The sequence below is a fragment of the Guptibacillus hwajinpoensis genome (genome assembly GCF_005144865.1).
GTDB classification, from domain to species: domain Bacteria; phylum Bacillota; class Bacilli; order Bacillales; family Guptibacillaceae; genus Guptibacillus; species Guptibacillus hwajinpoensis_A.
In genome coordinates, this window is sequence record NZ_SWFM01000003.1 from 414,223 (window position 1) to 428,507 (window position 14,285).

The following is a 14,285-nucleotide window of genomic DNA, read 5'->3' on the forward strand; positions in this document are numbered from 1 at the left end:
GACCTTACACTTGTTTGTTTATGTGATGGAATATTTAACAAAATTTATCTTAATAGTCATCTTCTCGGTAACCGTAATCTCGTAAAGAAGAAGGTTTATTGCGCCAATCTTTTACAACCTTCACCCAAATCTCCATAAACACGCGTGAACCAAGAAGTGCTTCAATATCCTGCCTTGCACGCTTGCCAACTTCCTTCAGCATCTTACCTTGTTTTCCTATGATGATGCCTTTTTGAGAAGATCGTTCTACCACAACTGTCACATGGATATCAATGACATCTGAACCTTCTCGCTTTATCATTTGTTCTGTTACTACAGTTACAGAATGAGGGATCTCTTCTCTTGTTAGATGAAGAACTTTTTCCCTTACAAGTTCCGCAACAATAAAGCGTTCAGGGTGATCTGTCACGTGATCGCTTGGATAATATTGTGGCCCTTCTTCTAGATAGTCAACTACCTGTTCAAGCAATGTATTAACATTGTTACCTTGCAAGGCAGAGATGGGTACAATTTCAGCGAATGGGTATTTATCTTTATAGAAATTAATCATTGGAAATAGTTGTTCAGGATGAACTTGGTCAATTTTATTGATGACAAGGAAAACAGGACTTTCAACATTTTGAAGTCGCTCAATAATATATTGATCGCCTGCGCCGTAGCCTTCTTCTGCATTGATAACAAACAAAATAAGATCTACTTCATTTAAAGAGCTTTGGGCCATTTTAATCATAAAATCGCCTAGCTTGTGTTTTGGCTTATGAATTCCTGGTGTATCAATGAAAACAACCTGTGCATCATTTGTTGTATAAACGCCTTGTACTTTATTACGAGTTGTTTGAGCTTTGTCACTCATAATGGCAATCTTTTGTCCGATCACTTCATTTAATAGGGTAGATTTTCCAACATTAGGTCTGCCGACAATTGAGACAAACCCCGATTTAAAAACATCTTTACTCATTCAAATCCTCCGGTGAAAATGCGCCAGGTAAGAGTTCACTGACGGTTAATTCATGTATTTTTCCATCTAAATTCGTTAAAATCACTTGCATGTTAGGATCACATAGTTCAGAAATAACCTGTCTACATGCACCACATGGCGGGACAGGACGCTTGGTGTCTGCTACAACAGCGATGGCTTTGTACTTCTTATGTCCTTCTGAATATGCTTTGAATAACGCTGTACGTTCAGCACAGTTACACATGCTGTAAGCAGCATTCTCAATGTTACAACCACCAAATACCGTTCCATCTTCAGAAAGTAGAGCTGCACCGACTTTAAACTTAGAATATGGAACATAAGCCATTTCTCTCGACTTTTTAGCTTCTTCAATCAACATTTGCTTATCCATAAATATCCTCCTTATGACTGTATCAAATGAGTAATCGGTTCAAAAAAGAGAAGGATACCGATTATAACTGATACGATCGCAAAAAGAAAGACGGCTGCTGCCGATACATCCTTCGCTGTTTTGGCGATAGGATGCTCTTCTTCCGTTATTAAATCGATCGATCGCTCAATTCCGGTATTGATTGCCTCTAGACTCAACATGGCACCGATTACAGTTAGTAATATTGTTATTTTGATAATAGACAAACCAAGTAATACCGCAGCTAGCAGAACCAAGCCACCTGCAATAAGGTGAAATAAGAAATTCTGTTCATTACGGATTAAATAGCGAAAACCCTGTGATGCATAATTGAAGCTGTGCAAAAATCGTGACAACCGCGATCCATTACCTCGTGAGGCCATATTGCTCAAGAAGTACCTTTTGTTTTTCGAACATTTCTTTTTCATCTTCATCGGTCATATGATCATAACCGAGTAAATGAAGAAAGCCGTGAACAGTTAAGAATCCAAGCTCTCGATCAAAACTATGTCCATAGTCATTCGCTTGTTCTGCTATTTTTTCCACTGATATTACAATTTCACCTAATAGATGAGGTAGATGCTCACCAAAAATAATTGGTTCATCCCCCTCCTCTTCGTCATCAAGTGCAAATGATATAACATCTGTGGGCTGATCCTTTCCACGGTAATCACGATTAATTTCAGTAATCTTGTCATTGTCTACAAACATAATAGACACTTCACTACCAGACTCAACGCCTTCTTCATTAGCAGCATGATTAACCAGCTGTTCAAGCATTTTAAATTGTTTTTCTGTGATGGAGTTTGTTTCGTCATTAAAGTCAATTGTCAGGTTCATAAAGTCACCTTCTTTTTAATTTCTGTTGGATACTCAATGCGACTATGGAAAATTCCATTTAACGTTTCTAGTATAGTTGTTGCTACAAGATCCAATTCTCTCAATGATAAATCACATTCATCAAACTGCCCATCTTCTAGACGTTCTGTAATGATTTTTCTTACGAGCGATTCAATAGCTGTAGGATTTGGCTTATTCATGGATCTAACTGCCGCCTCTATACAATCTGCAATTCCTACAACGGCAGCTTCTTTTGTTTGTGCTCTTGGACCAGGATATCGAAAATCAACTTCAGATATAGACTGACCTGCTTGTTCATTAGCTTTGTAATAAAAGTACTTCAACAATGTTGTCCCGTGATGCTGTTCTGCTATGTCGACTATTTCTTTTGGTAAACGATGTTTTCTTAGCATTTCAGCACCATCAGTAGCATGAGAAATAATAATGGTTTTACTTAAATGTGGCGAAATTTTATCATGCGGATTTTCCATATTCATCTGATTTTCAATAAAAAAATGAGGTCGCTTTGTTTTACCAATATCATGATAATACGCCCCGACTCTTGCGAGAAGCCCATTAGCTCCAATCGATTCACATGCCGCCTCAGACAAATTAGCAACCATCACACTATGATGATATGTTCCAGGCGTTTCAACAAGGATTTTCCTCAAAAGTGGATGATTTGGGTTGGAAAGCTCAATAAGTCGTGTTGTTGAAATAATTCTGAATCCAGCTTCAAAAAATGGCATTAATCCAAGCGTTAACATAGATGATAGAAATCCCGACAGAAAAGCAAATACCATATGATAAGTTAGCTCCACACCGCTGTACTGACCATTTTTCAACATTAATAATATAGCCACAGAAACAATGTTTATCAATGAGACCAGTAATCCTGCTTTCAGGATGTTTGCACGATGATTACGTTTTCCGAGGAAAAACACTCCAGATAAGGAACTCATTAGAACATAGAAAGCTAGAGAAGCATTCATCGGACCAGTAATTTCTCCGTTAAAAAACACTCCAGCACATACGGCAAAAAGTAGACCTGAAGCTATTGCGAGCTGCTCATTAAATAGCATTTTAATAAGCATGGTTCCTACTGCAGCAGGAACGATATAAGCAATGCCTGGCAGTTCAATCCCCTGCAACAAACTAGTTAATTTGAGAACTAGCAGTGTACTAAAGTAAATCAATACGATAATAAATAAATTTGTATTGGATGTGCGGACACGTGATCTAACGTCCTGGAAGAAATAGTACAAATAACCGGTAAGTAGTAGAACTAGAAGTGCAAGACCAACATAAGGAATTGCATCGAAACCATCATCGAGCAATCCTGCCAATCGAAGCTGCTCCATGACCTCACGATTAATCATTGCCCCCTCTTCAACAATGATTTGTCCTTCTCTGATCATGACAGGCTGAACGGCTTCAATAGCTTCTTGTCTGCTTTGTTCAGTTTGTTCTGGATCAAGGAAGTAGTTAGGAATAATGCTTTGTTGTGCTACAGTAATCATTGCCTTCTTTTGATCATTCGGTATAGAGGTAAGTGATAAGCGGTCCTCAACATCATTCTTAGACTTCTCCAAATTATCGATTGATACCCTATCAGTCATAACTTCCATCACTTCAGATAGCGTAAGTTCTTTAATTAAGGTTACTTGCGACATTTCTGCTTGCAATAAAGGAACGAGTGTTTCGTCTTTCATTTCATCAGCCATTGAAACAGATAACAGATCTTTCAAGTCCTTTAAGTCTTCTTGAATAGAAGAATCATTGTCCGCATCACTCTTCTTAACCTTCTCAATGCCTGAGAATAAGTCATTGAGCTTATCTAATTGAGATTGAGCTACTTGATCACGGTATACATATTTCGCCTCAACCTGAGCAGCTTTTGATCTTTCGTCTTCTGTTGCAGTTTTGTTCTCAATCGTAATAGGTGAAGCAATATCATGATCGGCACGAGAATAAAGGGACACGTCAAGAGATTCAGGAATAACATTCGTAAGCATTGTCAAATACATAATGATGGCAATCAGTCCGTAAAGGGACCACTTAATCATTTTAATGCGTTCTATATTACGGAGATTATCCTGCACTATACGTTTAATCTTCGCAACCAATTGCTTCACCTCACAAGTTCAAGCCTTCTATTACTCTACTTCATATTTTATCAGAATTTCCTATTAAAAGGACGAGATTCCCTTAATAAGTTCTTCACAAGAGCAAAAGAAGACCCGTTACGTAACGGGCCTTCAAGCTTATTTCGTATCATGCTCATATGCATCAATGATTTTTTGAACTAATGGATGACGTACAACATCTGTCTGTTGAAGATAAATAAACGAAACATCTTTAACTCGTTTAAGAATTTTTTCAGCTGCTGCTAGTCCTGACTCTTTTCCTTTTGGCAGGTCAATTTGAGTGATATCTCCAGTAATGACCATTTTCGAACCAAAACCAAGTCTCGTTAAAAACATTTTCATTTGTTGTGAAGTCGTATTTTGAGCTTCATCTAAAATGACATAGCTGTCATCAAGCGTTCTCCCTCTCATATAAGCAAGTGGAGCAATCTCAATCGTTCCTCGTTCAATTAGACGGGTAGTCTGCTCGACTCCTAAAACATCATGAAGGGCATCATACAATGGGCGTAAATACGGATCGACTTTTTCCTTTAGATCCCCTGGAAGAAAGCCTAGGCTCTCTCCCGCTTCTACAGCCGGGCGTGTTAGAACGATCTTTTTAACCCTATTGTATTTTAATGCAGCAACAGCCATCACGACAGCAAGATAAGTCTTACCAGTTCCAGCTGGACCAATTCCAAATACTAAATCGGTCTTCTTCATGGCGGATACATAATGTCGCTGTCCGAGCGTTTTCACTTTGATTGGCTTTCCTTTTGCATTGGTCGTAATCTCTTCTTGATAGAGTTCAAGAAGTTGATCAAGCATTCCCTGCTGCACGAGCTGACAGGCATATACGACATCTCTACCGGATATACTTGCACCTCGTTTAATGAGGGAATGAAGAGTCATAACGACTTCTTTAACCATCGCAATTTTTTCTTCGTCGCCTTTTACTGATATGCCTTCACCGCGAGTAACTAACGACACATCGAGGGCTTCCTCAATTATCTTTAAATGCTCATCTCCAGGACCAAATAGAGTTTGAGCTTCATTCGAATTCTCTAACTGTAATGTAAGATCAACGTATCGTTCTGTCAATAGACCTCAATCTCCTTGAATAATTGGTATGTCTTTCCCAATCTGCTCAATCACTTCAAAGTGTATCTTTACGTTTACTTTACCATTCTCTTCCTCATGGTGCAAAATCTTTTCCTTTTTAATTTCTGCTTTATCTGATGTTTTGTCCTCAATATCTTTTCTAGCAACAGAACGTGCTGCTTCAAGGGCTTCACTTTTGGAATATGTTCTCGTCACTTCTTCAGTACCAAGCATCTTTTTAGTTTGAAAAGTAAGGGGAAGATCCCATTTCAGGAATCGTAAATTTGTTTTATGCTTTACCGTTTCAAATTCACTGAATTCAGGTTTTAGAAATCCCCAAATCGGAATGTGAAAATGCCTCAAACCGATTGAATAGCTTGTTTTTCTTTCTCCAGTATTTGTTAAAAACGTTGATGTAAGTGGAACGGATACGTTCGAAATATACCATGTTCTCCCAAAAACTTCTCCTTTTGCAGGAACAAGTTCACTCTTATCCTCTTTACCGATAAACCCTGAAATGAGGAGTTGTCCTGGTTTCACATAGGCATTCTCTTCTACCTGTGCCTGTCCTTCTTCTACATACATCTTTGTAACGATCGCTTTCTTTTTTGCCACAATATGTCTAGGACTAAGCGCAGGCTGTTTTTCTGGCAGTTGCTTTTGAACAACTTCGAAATGATATGTTGTTCCACTCCGCTTTACCCCTACCCAAGTGATTTCCTCCATCTTTTCCGTAATCTGTCGCTGAAGTTCCTGATTGGATGGAAGTTGGAAGATAAACTTCCCTTTCGTAACACCTATCTCAACCGCTGCTTGTTTAAGCTTGTGCTCTACTTCCGGTGTAGCACCATTAACAGTAATAGACCACACCATATTCGATAGAATAAATAATAATAAAAGACAGCTTATGGCACCTGTAAGAAACCCTCTTGAGTAGATGACTCGTTTCAGAATAAATGGGAAGCCTTTCCTCTCATGTATTCTAACTTTGCACCTTGTCCGTTTTAAGTGTGGCCTTATCCGACGTACGTCCGAAATATATAACGATAGAATAATTGTTTCATGGTCAAGCCTAGCAATATCCCAAATCGGAATTTTATACTCGATACAACGGTTTATAAATAACTCTGTATAAGAACCAATCACCTTTATCCGTACGTATCCTGAAAAAAGCTCTCGAATATACTCCTTCATAATAGCCCCCTATATAGTTAGCCTGGGATTAGAAAGGCCTTTAATCAGTTTTCAGGTCTCTCAAGATAGGAAACATGTTCTATTTTACCCTCAAGCAGTATTTCTTCTGGCAGAATTGTTTTCAGCATAAAATCCTTCCCTTTTATCAAAAGCTGCCCCTGTTTAAGGAGTAGACGTACTTCCTCATTCGAGAACTTCAAGACTCCCTGATGGTTCTCTATGTAAATATGAAGCTGTCCAACCATCGTAATTCGCGGTAAATCCATGACCGCATCCGCGGGAAGCTCTAATCTTCGAGTAAGCCAGGTTTTTAGATTGTGCTTCCACTTTGCCATGGATACTCCCCCTCTCATCTCATCTTTATGAGCGAGAAGCTAAAACTATCACTTTTTCATTTTATTGAATGACTTGTTTTACTTATTACTTTTTCTTTCCAAACAAAAAAGCGCCGGAGGGCGCTTTACACATTATTATCTTTTCGATTGCTTTACCGTTGTCATCGAAGGATGAGGTCTCCTCGAACGTGGTGGTCCAAGAATTTCGGCCCAGATGATTCCGTTTTGTACATTTCTTTTGCTCACAGAAATTCCTTTTTGCTTAGCTGAACTTCTTTTCGGCTTTTGAACTTTTATGTCATATTGTGCATTTTCTCGTTCTGAAATTCTCTCAAGAGCTTCTTTATAAGCACTAACATTTTCAGATTGAATCTCATCACTGGCTTCTTCCCTTTGCTGAGGAGGACGACTGGCACCCGGTCCGGCCGCTTGTCTTCTTGGACGTTCATTTTGCTGCTGATTCTGATTTTGGTCTTCGTTTCCCATGCGTTTAAAGAAACTCAAAATTCCTCCAATCGCGATAATGACGAAAACAATATTGTTAAGAATTAACTCAATAATATTATCCAATATTGTCACCTCCAAAGCCGAAGATAGTTAAGATCTTAGCGATCATCCTCATCTTCTTCCTGATTAGGTTTACCAATCATATCACGCATATCAGTATCAGCTTCAATATTCTTAAGGTTCATATAATCCATGACACCAATGTTTCCTGAGCGAAGTGCTTCTGCCATAGCCATTGGTACTTCAGCTTCAGCTTCAACTACTTTCGCACGCATTTCTTCTACTCGAGCTCTCATTTCTTGCTCTTGAGCTACTGCCATAGCACGTCTTTCCTCCGCTTTTGCCTGAGCAATGTTCTTATCTGCTTCAGCTTGATCGGTTTGAAGAACGGCTCCAATGTTTTTACCGATGTCAATGTCTGCAATATCAATGGACAGAATTTCAAATGCTGTACCTGCATCTAGACCCTTTGAAAGAACGGTTTGAGATATCATATCTGGATTTTCCAGAACTTTTTTGTGATTTGTTGAAGAACCGATTGTACTAACAATCCCTTCTCCGACACGTGCAATAACGGTTTCCTCACCAGCACCACCAACGAGACGGTCAATATTAGCTCGAACAGTAATTCTTGCTTTTGCTTTTACTTCAATCCCATCCATCGCCACACCAGCTATGAAAGGTGTTTCAATTACTTTTGGGTTAACACTCATTTGAACGGCATCAAGTACGTCACGGCCGGCAAGATCAATCGCTGCGCAGCGCTCAAAGCTAAGTTCAATGTTTGCACGGTGAGCTGCAATTAACGCATTAACAGCGCGGTCAACGTTACCACCTGCAAGATAGTGACTTTCGAGTTGATTCGTATTAAGATCAAGACCTGCTTTTACCGCTTTAATTAACGGGTTGATGACGCGAGAAGGAATAACACGACGTAATCTCATCCCAACGAGATTGAATATGCTTACCCTAACTCCAGCTGCAAGTGCAGATATCCAAAGCATAACAGGTACAAATGTGAATAAAATCGCGAGACCAATAATAACTAAGCCAACAATAACCAATAAACCGAGTGTTCCAGTATCCATAATTTTCCTCCTTGATTGAATTAAAGTGCTCTTACGATTACTCTAGAGCCGTTCGTCTTTATTATTTTCACTTCAGTCCCTGCGGATAAAAATCCTCCCTCAGTGACAACGTCAAGCCGTTCATCTCCAAAATCAGCAATTCCAGAAGGACGAAGTGGCGTAACAGCAACTCCCTCAAGCCCAACTAATTCATTTCGAGTAGTGTTTGAAACATATCCCTTATCAGATTTAGTCGAGTCAGATAGGATGATTTTCTTAAAGAAACCTTTAGAGCCGAAAATCCTTATGAAAAGATAAGATCCTCCAACTGTAACCGCCACTGCAATTAGGACAGCAAGAAGTACATATTGCATGGATTGCCCTGATGCAAGAACGATACTTGCAACAATCCCAACGGCTCCTAGCACTCCAAATATACCAAAACCCGGTATAAATATTTCCACGACAATGAGAATGACACCAACTAACAAGAGCAATAATGATTCCCAACCAGCGAATCCAGCAATCATATGGCCGAAGAAAAATAGCAATAATGCTCCCGCTCCCATAAATCCAGGTACTCCAAACCCAGGAGAGTACAGTTCTAGAACAAGGCCAAGGCTTCCAATCGATAATAAAATCGGGATAATAATTGGGTTTGTAACAAATCGAGCAATTCTTTCGGCAATACTGACTTCTGAATCAATGACTTCTGCATCTTCAAGGTTAAGTAAACTTAAAACTTCTGTCCGATCCTCGGCAATTCCTTCAGCGTAACCAACCTTAACCGCTTCTTCTGCATTCAACGTTAAAAGTTCGCCTTTAGGAGCGTTATAGTCAGGAAGGTCCACATCAGGATCTGCCATTGCAAGCGCATATTTAGGATCACGATCATTTAATTCGGCAGCAGATTTCATAGCAGCATGCCAAAATGACTCTGCTTTTTTACCTGCTGTATTTCCAGACTGATCGATGATAGCTGCAGACCCCATCAATGCACCCGGCTCCATAATAATCTGATCGGCATTTAGTGAAATATATGCCCCTGCTGAAAGAGCACGATCTGCTACATAGGCTGTAATTGGTACCTCTGAACTTTTAATTATGGTTGCAATATTATCCGCAGCATTTACCGCACCGCCTGGTGTATCGATTTCCAATACAATATGATCAGCACCTTCATCCTCAGCTTCCTGAATGGATCTTTTCAGGAACGCTTCCAAACCTCGCTCTACTTCCTGCTCTACAGGAATAAAGGAAACTAACTTTCCATCACCTTCACCTGAAGCATATTGTCCAAGAAACGGGAGAACAGCCAACATCAAACAAATTGATACGAGTAGCCTCCATTTTACCTTTGTGATATCGCTCCCTCCTTCCTGCTTCCTTCTTTACGTATGAAACAACAATAAGGTTTCAAGTTTATGTAAACGATGTAGTTTAAGTATGCCAAAATGTTTACCGAAATACTAGTTTGAAATGGCATTCATATTAAAACCAGTAGCTCTTTTCTGAAAGATTGTTGTTTTGAAAGACATTTGCATAATAATCCACACATCATAGTTGATTGAAGCTAAAAGTGCTCCCCCTTGTGGAAGCGGGTATGAGCGGAAATTAAACGCTTTATCACAACAATGTCTTCGAAAAAAGCTATTAATATAGAAAAAAGCACGTCCTGTCGAAACAGGACGTGCTTACGCTTGATCATATTTATCCCACAATTAGGACAGTAAGATTTGTAGCTCAAAATATATAATATAGAAATTAAGAGCCAAAATCAGCTACCCTAAAGGTCTGATTGGTTCAACTTACTGCACTGGAGAAGATACATCTCACAATGTTGAAAGTTTCACTTTATGATAAGTTCTTTTGTACAATACGGTTTACAAGTCCGCCGTCCGCTTTACCTTTTACACGAGGCATTAGCGCACCCATCACCTTGCCCATTTCTTTCTTCGAAGAAGCGCCTGTTTCAGAAATAACTTCCTGAACAATTTGCTCCACTTCTTCTTCAGAGAGTTGTTTCGGCAGATAGACAGATAAGATCGACAGCTCTTCATCAAGATTCTGTACAAGATCACTTCGACCAGCTTTTTCAAATTCAAGGAGGGAGTCTTTGCGTTGCTTGACTTCGCGAGTGAGAACGGTAAGTTCCTCTTCTTCAGTTAAATCATGACCCAACTTAATGGATTCATTCTGAATAGAAGATTTCACCATCCGAATAACAGATAGTTTGTTTTTCTCTTTGTTCTTCATCGCTACTTTCATATCTGCTGTTAAACGGTCATTTAGACTCACTGACCTAACACCCTCTCTTAGAACTTACGCTTTTTCCTTGCTGCCTCAGATTTCTTTTTACGCTTAACACTTGGCTTTTCATAGTGCTTGCGCTTCTTAACTTCAGCCATAGTGCCTTCTTTAGAAACCGTTCTCTTGAAGCGACGCAGAGCATCATCGATCGACTCGTTCTTACGCACGCGAGTTTCCGCCATCTCTATCCCTCCCTCCAAAACATACACAATCATAACACATGACTTTCTAACAAAGACATGTCACCTGCAATTATAATACATCACGTCCAATTTATCAACATTTCTTTCACTAATTTTAAATCGCAATAAAAAACAAGCATGTGTCGATCTTCCTCCCCATAAACTTTCAATGGAAAGGAGATGTACAAGTTAATGAGTCCATACGTTGCATCCTTTATCGTCTTTATTAGTATCTTTCTATTTGGGATGGCCACTCTTCGTATTGGTTTAAAGTCCCTTTCAAATAGCAGGATGCAAAAGATTCTACATCAAGCATCTTCAACACCTTTTCGTGGATTAATTACCGGAATTATCGTTACTTCAATTCTGCAGAGTAGTTCAGCTGTTATGGTTATTACGATTGGATTAATTACAGCAAAAGTTCTCACATTCAGGCAATCCATAGGCATCATACTTGGCGCAAATATCGGTACAACAGTTACAGCGGAACTTATGACATTGAATCCAGATCAATTTACAATTCCACTTCTATTAGTCGGCTTTCTCTTACTGCAAATAAGGAATCAGTTATTATTTAGTATAGGGACTGTTCTTTTTGGACTTGGAAGTATTTTTGTAGCGATGCATGGACTTGAGGCCATGGCAGTTCCTCTCTCAACTCTCACATTCTTTGATCATATCATTAGCGAATCCAATTCAAGTTTATTTTATGGAATAGGTGTTGGAACGTTATTAACCGCACTAATCCAATCCAGTACAGCGACAACCGGAATCACTATGAGCTTTATTAACCAGGATCTTCTTACTCTACCTTCCGCAATCGCAATCGTATACGGTGCTAATATAGGAACATGTATTACAGCTATTATCGCAAGCATCGGGAGTGCAAGGGAAGCAAAACTCGCCGCATATGCACATGTCTGGATTAATATTATTGGTGTAACACTATTCTTCCCTTTAATTACTAAATTCGGGGAAATAGTAGCTTATGTCACTACCCTACCTGATGTACAACTTGCACATGTATCTCTAATTTTCAATGTGCTTTCTTCACTATTATTTCTTCCATTAGCTGGAGTTTTAGCATCTGCTATTGAAAAGATTCATAAAGGAAATCGTTTAGCATAAAAAAACAACCGCCCTAGGACGGTTGTTTGATTTTCTTAGTAGTCAGTGTCAGCTGTCTCACCCTGAACGATTTTTACTCCAGCACTTGCACCAATTCGAGTTGCTCCTGCATCAATCATTGCTTGTGATCCTTCAAGATCACGCACACCACCTGAAGCTTTTACTCCAAGATCAGGACCGACAGTTTCTCTCATCAATTTAATATCTTCAACTGTTGCACCACCAGTTGAAAAACCTGTAGAAGTTTTAACAAAATCTGCTCCAGCTTTTACAGATAGTTCACAAGCGCGTTTTTTCTCCTCATCAGTAAGGAGGCACGTTTCGATTATCACTTTCACAAGTGCTTTTCCTTTTGCTGCTTCAACAACAGCTTTAATATCCTGTTCAACAAGGTTGTTATCCCCGTCTTTTAGTGCACCAATGTTAATAACCATATCAACTTCAGTAGCACCTTTCTCAATGGCATCCTTTGTTTCGAATGCTTTTGTTTCAGTTGTTACGGCTCCAAGAGGAAAACCAATAACTGTACATACTTTAGCTTCAGCACCCTGTAATCTCTTCGCTGCTAGTGATACCCAGGTAGGATTTACACATACAGAAGCAAAGTTAAACTCTCTCGCTTCTTCGCAAAGCTTCTCAATTTGCTCACGGCTTGTATCTGGTTTAAGAGCTGTGTGGTCTATCATTCTCGCTAATTCTTTATTCATCATATTTCATCCCTTCAATACTGTTTTATGTAATCCGGATCTTAAAAATCCGAATTTATTTAGTTAAAATGAAGCAACTGCTGTAGTTGGCTCATCCTCACTCATGACGCGAACAAATTGTCCCTCATTATAAGGGTAACCAGCTTTAGTGATTTTCACTTTAACAATACTACCAACCATTTCTTCTGTTGCTTCAAAGATAACTTTCATATAGTTTGCAGTATAACCTACATATAAGTTAGAATCAGGCTCATCTTTGAATTTTTCTTCTGGAATCACCTCGAGTACTTCACCTTCATAATTGGATGCATACTCTTTAGCAAGCTGATTGGAAAGCTCAATAAGATGATGGACACGTTTATTCTTAACATCATCATCTACCTGATCTTCCATGCGAGCTGCTGGTGTACCAGTACGCTTAGAAAATGGAAATACATGAAGTTCCGAAAATTTATGATTCGCAATAAAATCATACGTTTCTTGAAACTCCTCATCAGTCTCACCAGGAAAACCTACAATAACATCTGATGTGATTGCAAGGCCTGGAAGTGCTTCTTTAAGTCGATCAAGACGCTCCCCAAACATTTCCATCGTATACTTTCTTCTCATACGCTGAAGAACAGTGTTGGAACCAGATTGTAGTGGGATATGAAGATGCGGCACCACTTTATCAGATGCATTTAATACTTCAATCACTTCGTCTGTAACCTGACTTGCTTCAATAGAAGAAATGCGAATTCTTTTAAGACCTTGTACTTTAGCATCTAAATCACGAAGAAGTTGAGCAAAGTTATAGTCCTTTAAATCTTCTCCATATCCAGCTGTGTGAATACCTGTTAATACGATCTCTTTATAACCCGCATCAACAAGTTGTTGCGCTTGTGTGATAACAGCTTCTGGTTCACGAGATCTAAGAAGACCTCTAGCCCATGGAATGATACAGAATGTACAAAAGTTATTGCAACCTTCTTGTATCTTAAGTGACGCTCGCGTACGATCAGTAAACGCTGGTACTTCAAGCTCTTCATAGACACGAGCTTTCATAATATTACCAACGCCGTTAACTGGTTCTCTCTCACGTTTGTACTGGTCGATATAATCGAGCATTTTCACACGATCCTGGGTTCCGACTACAACGTCCACACCTGGAATCGCCATGATTTCAGCAGGTGAAGTTTGAGCATAACAACCCGTCACACAGATGACAGCATCAGGATTTTTTCGTATCGCACGACGAATAACCTGCCTACTTTTCTTATCACCAGTATTCGTAACCGTGCACGTATTAATTACATAGACATCTGACGCATGATCAAACTCTACTCGTTCGTAATCATGGTCTTTAAACAACTGCCAGATCGCTTCCGTTTCGTAATGATTCACTTTACAACCTAATGTATGGAAAGCAACTGAAGGCATAT

At 39.3% G+C, this 14,285-nt stretch carries 16 protein-coding genes; 1 reads left to right on the top strand and 15 read right to left on the bottom strand.

The window, feature by feature from the left end:
- Positions 1-49: 49 nt before the first annotated feature.
- The 13 genes from era to rpsU form a co-directional block, all read right to left on the bottom strand.
- Positions 50-958 (bottom strand): GTPase Era, encoded by a 909-nt coding sequence (gene era / locus FBF83_RS13035; protein WP_136947582.1) that lies wholly within the window; start codon positions 956-958, stop codon positions 50-52.
- Positions 951-1,349 carry a cytidine deaminase gene (locus FBF83_RS13040; protein WP_136947583.1) on the bottom strand — a complete coding sequence of 133 codons (399 nt, stop codon included), beginning with the start codon at positions 1,347-1,349 and terminating at the stop codon, positions 951-953. Before FBF83_RS13040 ends, era begins: the two co-directional genes overlap by 8 nt.
- A gap of 11 nt (positions 1,350-1,360) precedes the next feature.
- Complete coding sequence (locus tag FBF83_RS13045; protein WP_240688091.1) at positions 1,361-1,711, bottom strand: diacylglycerol kinase family protein; 351 nt, start codon at positions 1,709-1,711, stop codon at positions 1,361-1,363.
- A 22-nt stretch (positions 1,712-1,733) separates the two neighbouring features.
- A complete protein-coding gene (gene ybeY, locus FBF83_RS13050; RefSeq protein ID WP_136947584.1) occupies positions 1,734-2,207 on the bottom strand; it encodes an rRNA maturation RNase YbeY in 474 nt (157 codons plus the stop codon).
- On the bottom strand, positions 2,204-4,333 hold the full coding sequence (locus tag FBF83_RS13055; RefSeq protein ID WP_338109129.1) for an HD family phosphohydrolase: 2,130 nt from the start codon (positions 4,331-4,333) through the stop codon (positions 2,204-2,206). The genes ybeY and FBF83_RS13055 overlap by 4 nt, the downstream gene beginning before the upstream one ends.
- Before the next feature lie 138 nt (positions 4,334-4,471).
- Complete coding sequence (locus FBF83_RS13060) at positions 4,472-5,434, bottom strand: PhoH family protein (protein WP_136947585.1); 963 nt, start codon at positions 5,432-5,434, stop codon at positions 4,472-4,474.
- A 6-nt stretch (positions 5,435-5,440) separates the two neighbouring features.
- Positions 5,441-6,628, bottom strand: a complete 1,188-nt coding sequence (gene yqfD, locus FBF83_RS13065) for a sporulation protein YqfD (protein WP_136947586.1) — start codon at positions 6,626-6,628, stop codon at positions 5,441-5,443.
- Positions 6,629-6,672: 44 nt separating this feature from the next.
- Positions 6,673-6,963: a sporulation protein YqfC gene (yqfC, locus tag FBF83_RS13070; protein ID WP_048312793.1), complete on the bottom strand. Its 291-nt coding sequence runs from the start codon at positions 6,961-6,963 to the stop codon at positions 6,673-6,675.
- 135 nt (positions 6,964-7,098) lie between these two features.
- Positions 7,099-7,533, bottom strand: a complete 435-nt coding sequence (locus tag FBF83_RS13075) for a hypothetical protein (protein ID WP_136947587.1) — start codon at positions 7,531-7,533, stop codon at positions 7,099-7,101.
- A gap of 35 nt (positions 7,534-7,568) precedes the next feature.
- Complete coding sequence (floA, locus tag FBF83_RS13080; protein ID WP_136947588.1) at positions 7,569-8,558, bottom strand: flotillin-like protein FloA; 990 nt, start codon at positions 8,556-8,558, stop codon at positions 7,569-7,571.
- A gap of 20 nt (positions 8,559-8,578) precedes the next feature.
- A complete protein-coding gene (locus tag FBF83_RS13085; RefSeq protein ID WP_136947589.1) occupies positions 8,579-9,859 on the bottom strand; it encodes an NfeD family protein in 1,281 nt (426 codons plus the stop codon).
- A gap of 532 nt (positions 9,860-10,391) precedes the next feature.
- Complete coding sequence (locus tag FBF83_RS13090) at positions 10,392-10,835, bottom strand: GatB/YqeY domain-containing protein (RefSeq protein ID WP_136947590.1); 444 nt, start codon at positions 10,833-10,835, stop codon at positions 10,392-10,394.
- 17 nt (positions 10,836-10,852) lie between these two features.
- Positions 10,853-11,029, bottom strand: a complete 177-nt coding sequence (gene rpsU, locus FBF83_RS13095) for a 30S ribosomal protein S21 (protein ID WP_048312787.1) — start codon at positions 11,027-11,029, stop codon at positions 10,853-10,855.
- A 192-nt stretch (positions 11,030-11,221) separates the two neighbouring features.
- Here rpsU and FBF83_RS13100 point away from each other — a divergent pair, with 192 nt between their 5' ends.
- Positions 11,222-12,157 (top strand): Na/Pi symporter, encoded by a 936-nt coding sequence (locus FBF83_RS13100; protein ID WP_136947591.1) that lies wholly within the window; start codon positions 11,222-11,224, stop codon positions 12,155-12,157.
- 35 nt (positions 12,158-12,192) lie between these two features.
- On the opposite strand, the gene deoC is transcribed toward FBF83_RS13100, so the two are convergent.
- Positions 12,193-12,864 (bottom strand): deoxyribose-phosphate aldolase, encoded by a 672-nt coding sequence (gene deoC, locus FBF83_RS13105; RefSeq protein WP_136947592.1) that lies wholly within the window; start codon positions 12,862-12,864, stop codon positions 12,193-12,195.
- Between the two features lie 63 nt (positions 12,865-12,927).
- Positions 12,928-14,283 carry a tRNA (N(6)-L-threonylcarbamoyladenosine(37)-C(2))-methylthiotransferase MtaB gene (gene mtaB / locus FBF83_RS13110; RefSeq protein ID WP_136947593.1) on the bottom strand — a complete coding sequence of 452 codons (1,356 nt, stop codon included), beginning with the start codon at positions 14,281-14,283 and terminating at the stop codon, positions 12,928-12,930.
- Positions 14,284-14,285: the final 2 nt, after the last annotated feature.

Coding starts and splice junctions, on each gene's coding strand:
- mtaB (WP_136947593.1), bottom strand. CDS start 14,283: ATGCCTTCAGTTGCTTTCCATACATTAGGTTGTAAAGTGAATCATTAC.
- deoC (WP_136947592.1), bottom strand. CDS start 12,864: ATGAATAAAGAATTAGCGAGAATGATAGACCACACAGCTCTTAAACCA.
- FBF83_RS13040 (WP_136947583.1), bottom strand. CDS start 1,349: ATGGATAAGCAAATGTTGATTGAAGAAGCTAAAAAGTCGAGAGAAATG.
- FBF83_RS13085 (WP_136947589.1), bottom strand. CDS start 9,859: ATGTTGGCTGTTCTCCCGTTTCTTGGACAATATGCTTCAGGTGAAGGT.
- era (WP_136947582.1), bottom strand. CDS start 958: ATGAGTAAAGATGTTTTTAAATCGGGGTTTGTCTCAATTGTCGGCAGA.
- yqfD (WP_136947586.1), bottom strand. CDS start 6,628: ATGAAGGAGTATATTCGAGAGCTTTTTTCAGGATACGTACGGATAAAG.
- floA (WP_136947588.1), bottom strand. CDS start 8,558: ATGGATACTGGAACACTCGGTTTATTGGTTATTGTTGGCTTAGTTATT.
- FBF83_RS13100 (WP_136947591.1), top strand. CDS start 11,222: ATGAGTCCATACGTTGCATCCTTTATCGTCTTTATTAGTATCTTTCTA.
- rpsU (WP_048312787.1), bottom strand. CDS start 11,029: ATGGCGGAAACTCGCGTGCGTAAGAACGAGTCGATCGATGATGCTCTG.
- yqfC (WP_048312793.1), bottom strand. CDS start 6,963: ATGGCAAAGTGGAAGCACAATCTAAAAACCTGGCTTACTCGAAGATTA.
- ybeY (WP_136947584.1), bottom strand. CDS start 2,207: ATGAACCTGACAATTGACTTTAATGACGAAACAAACTCCATCACAGAA.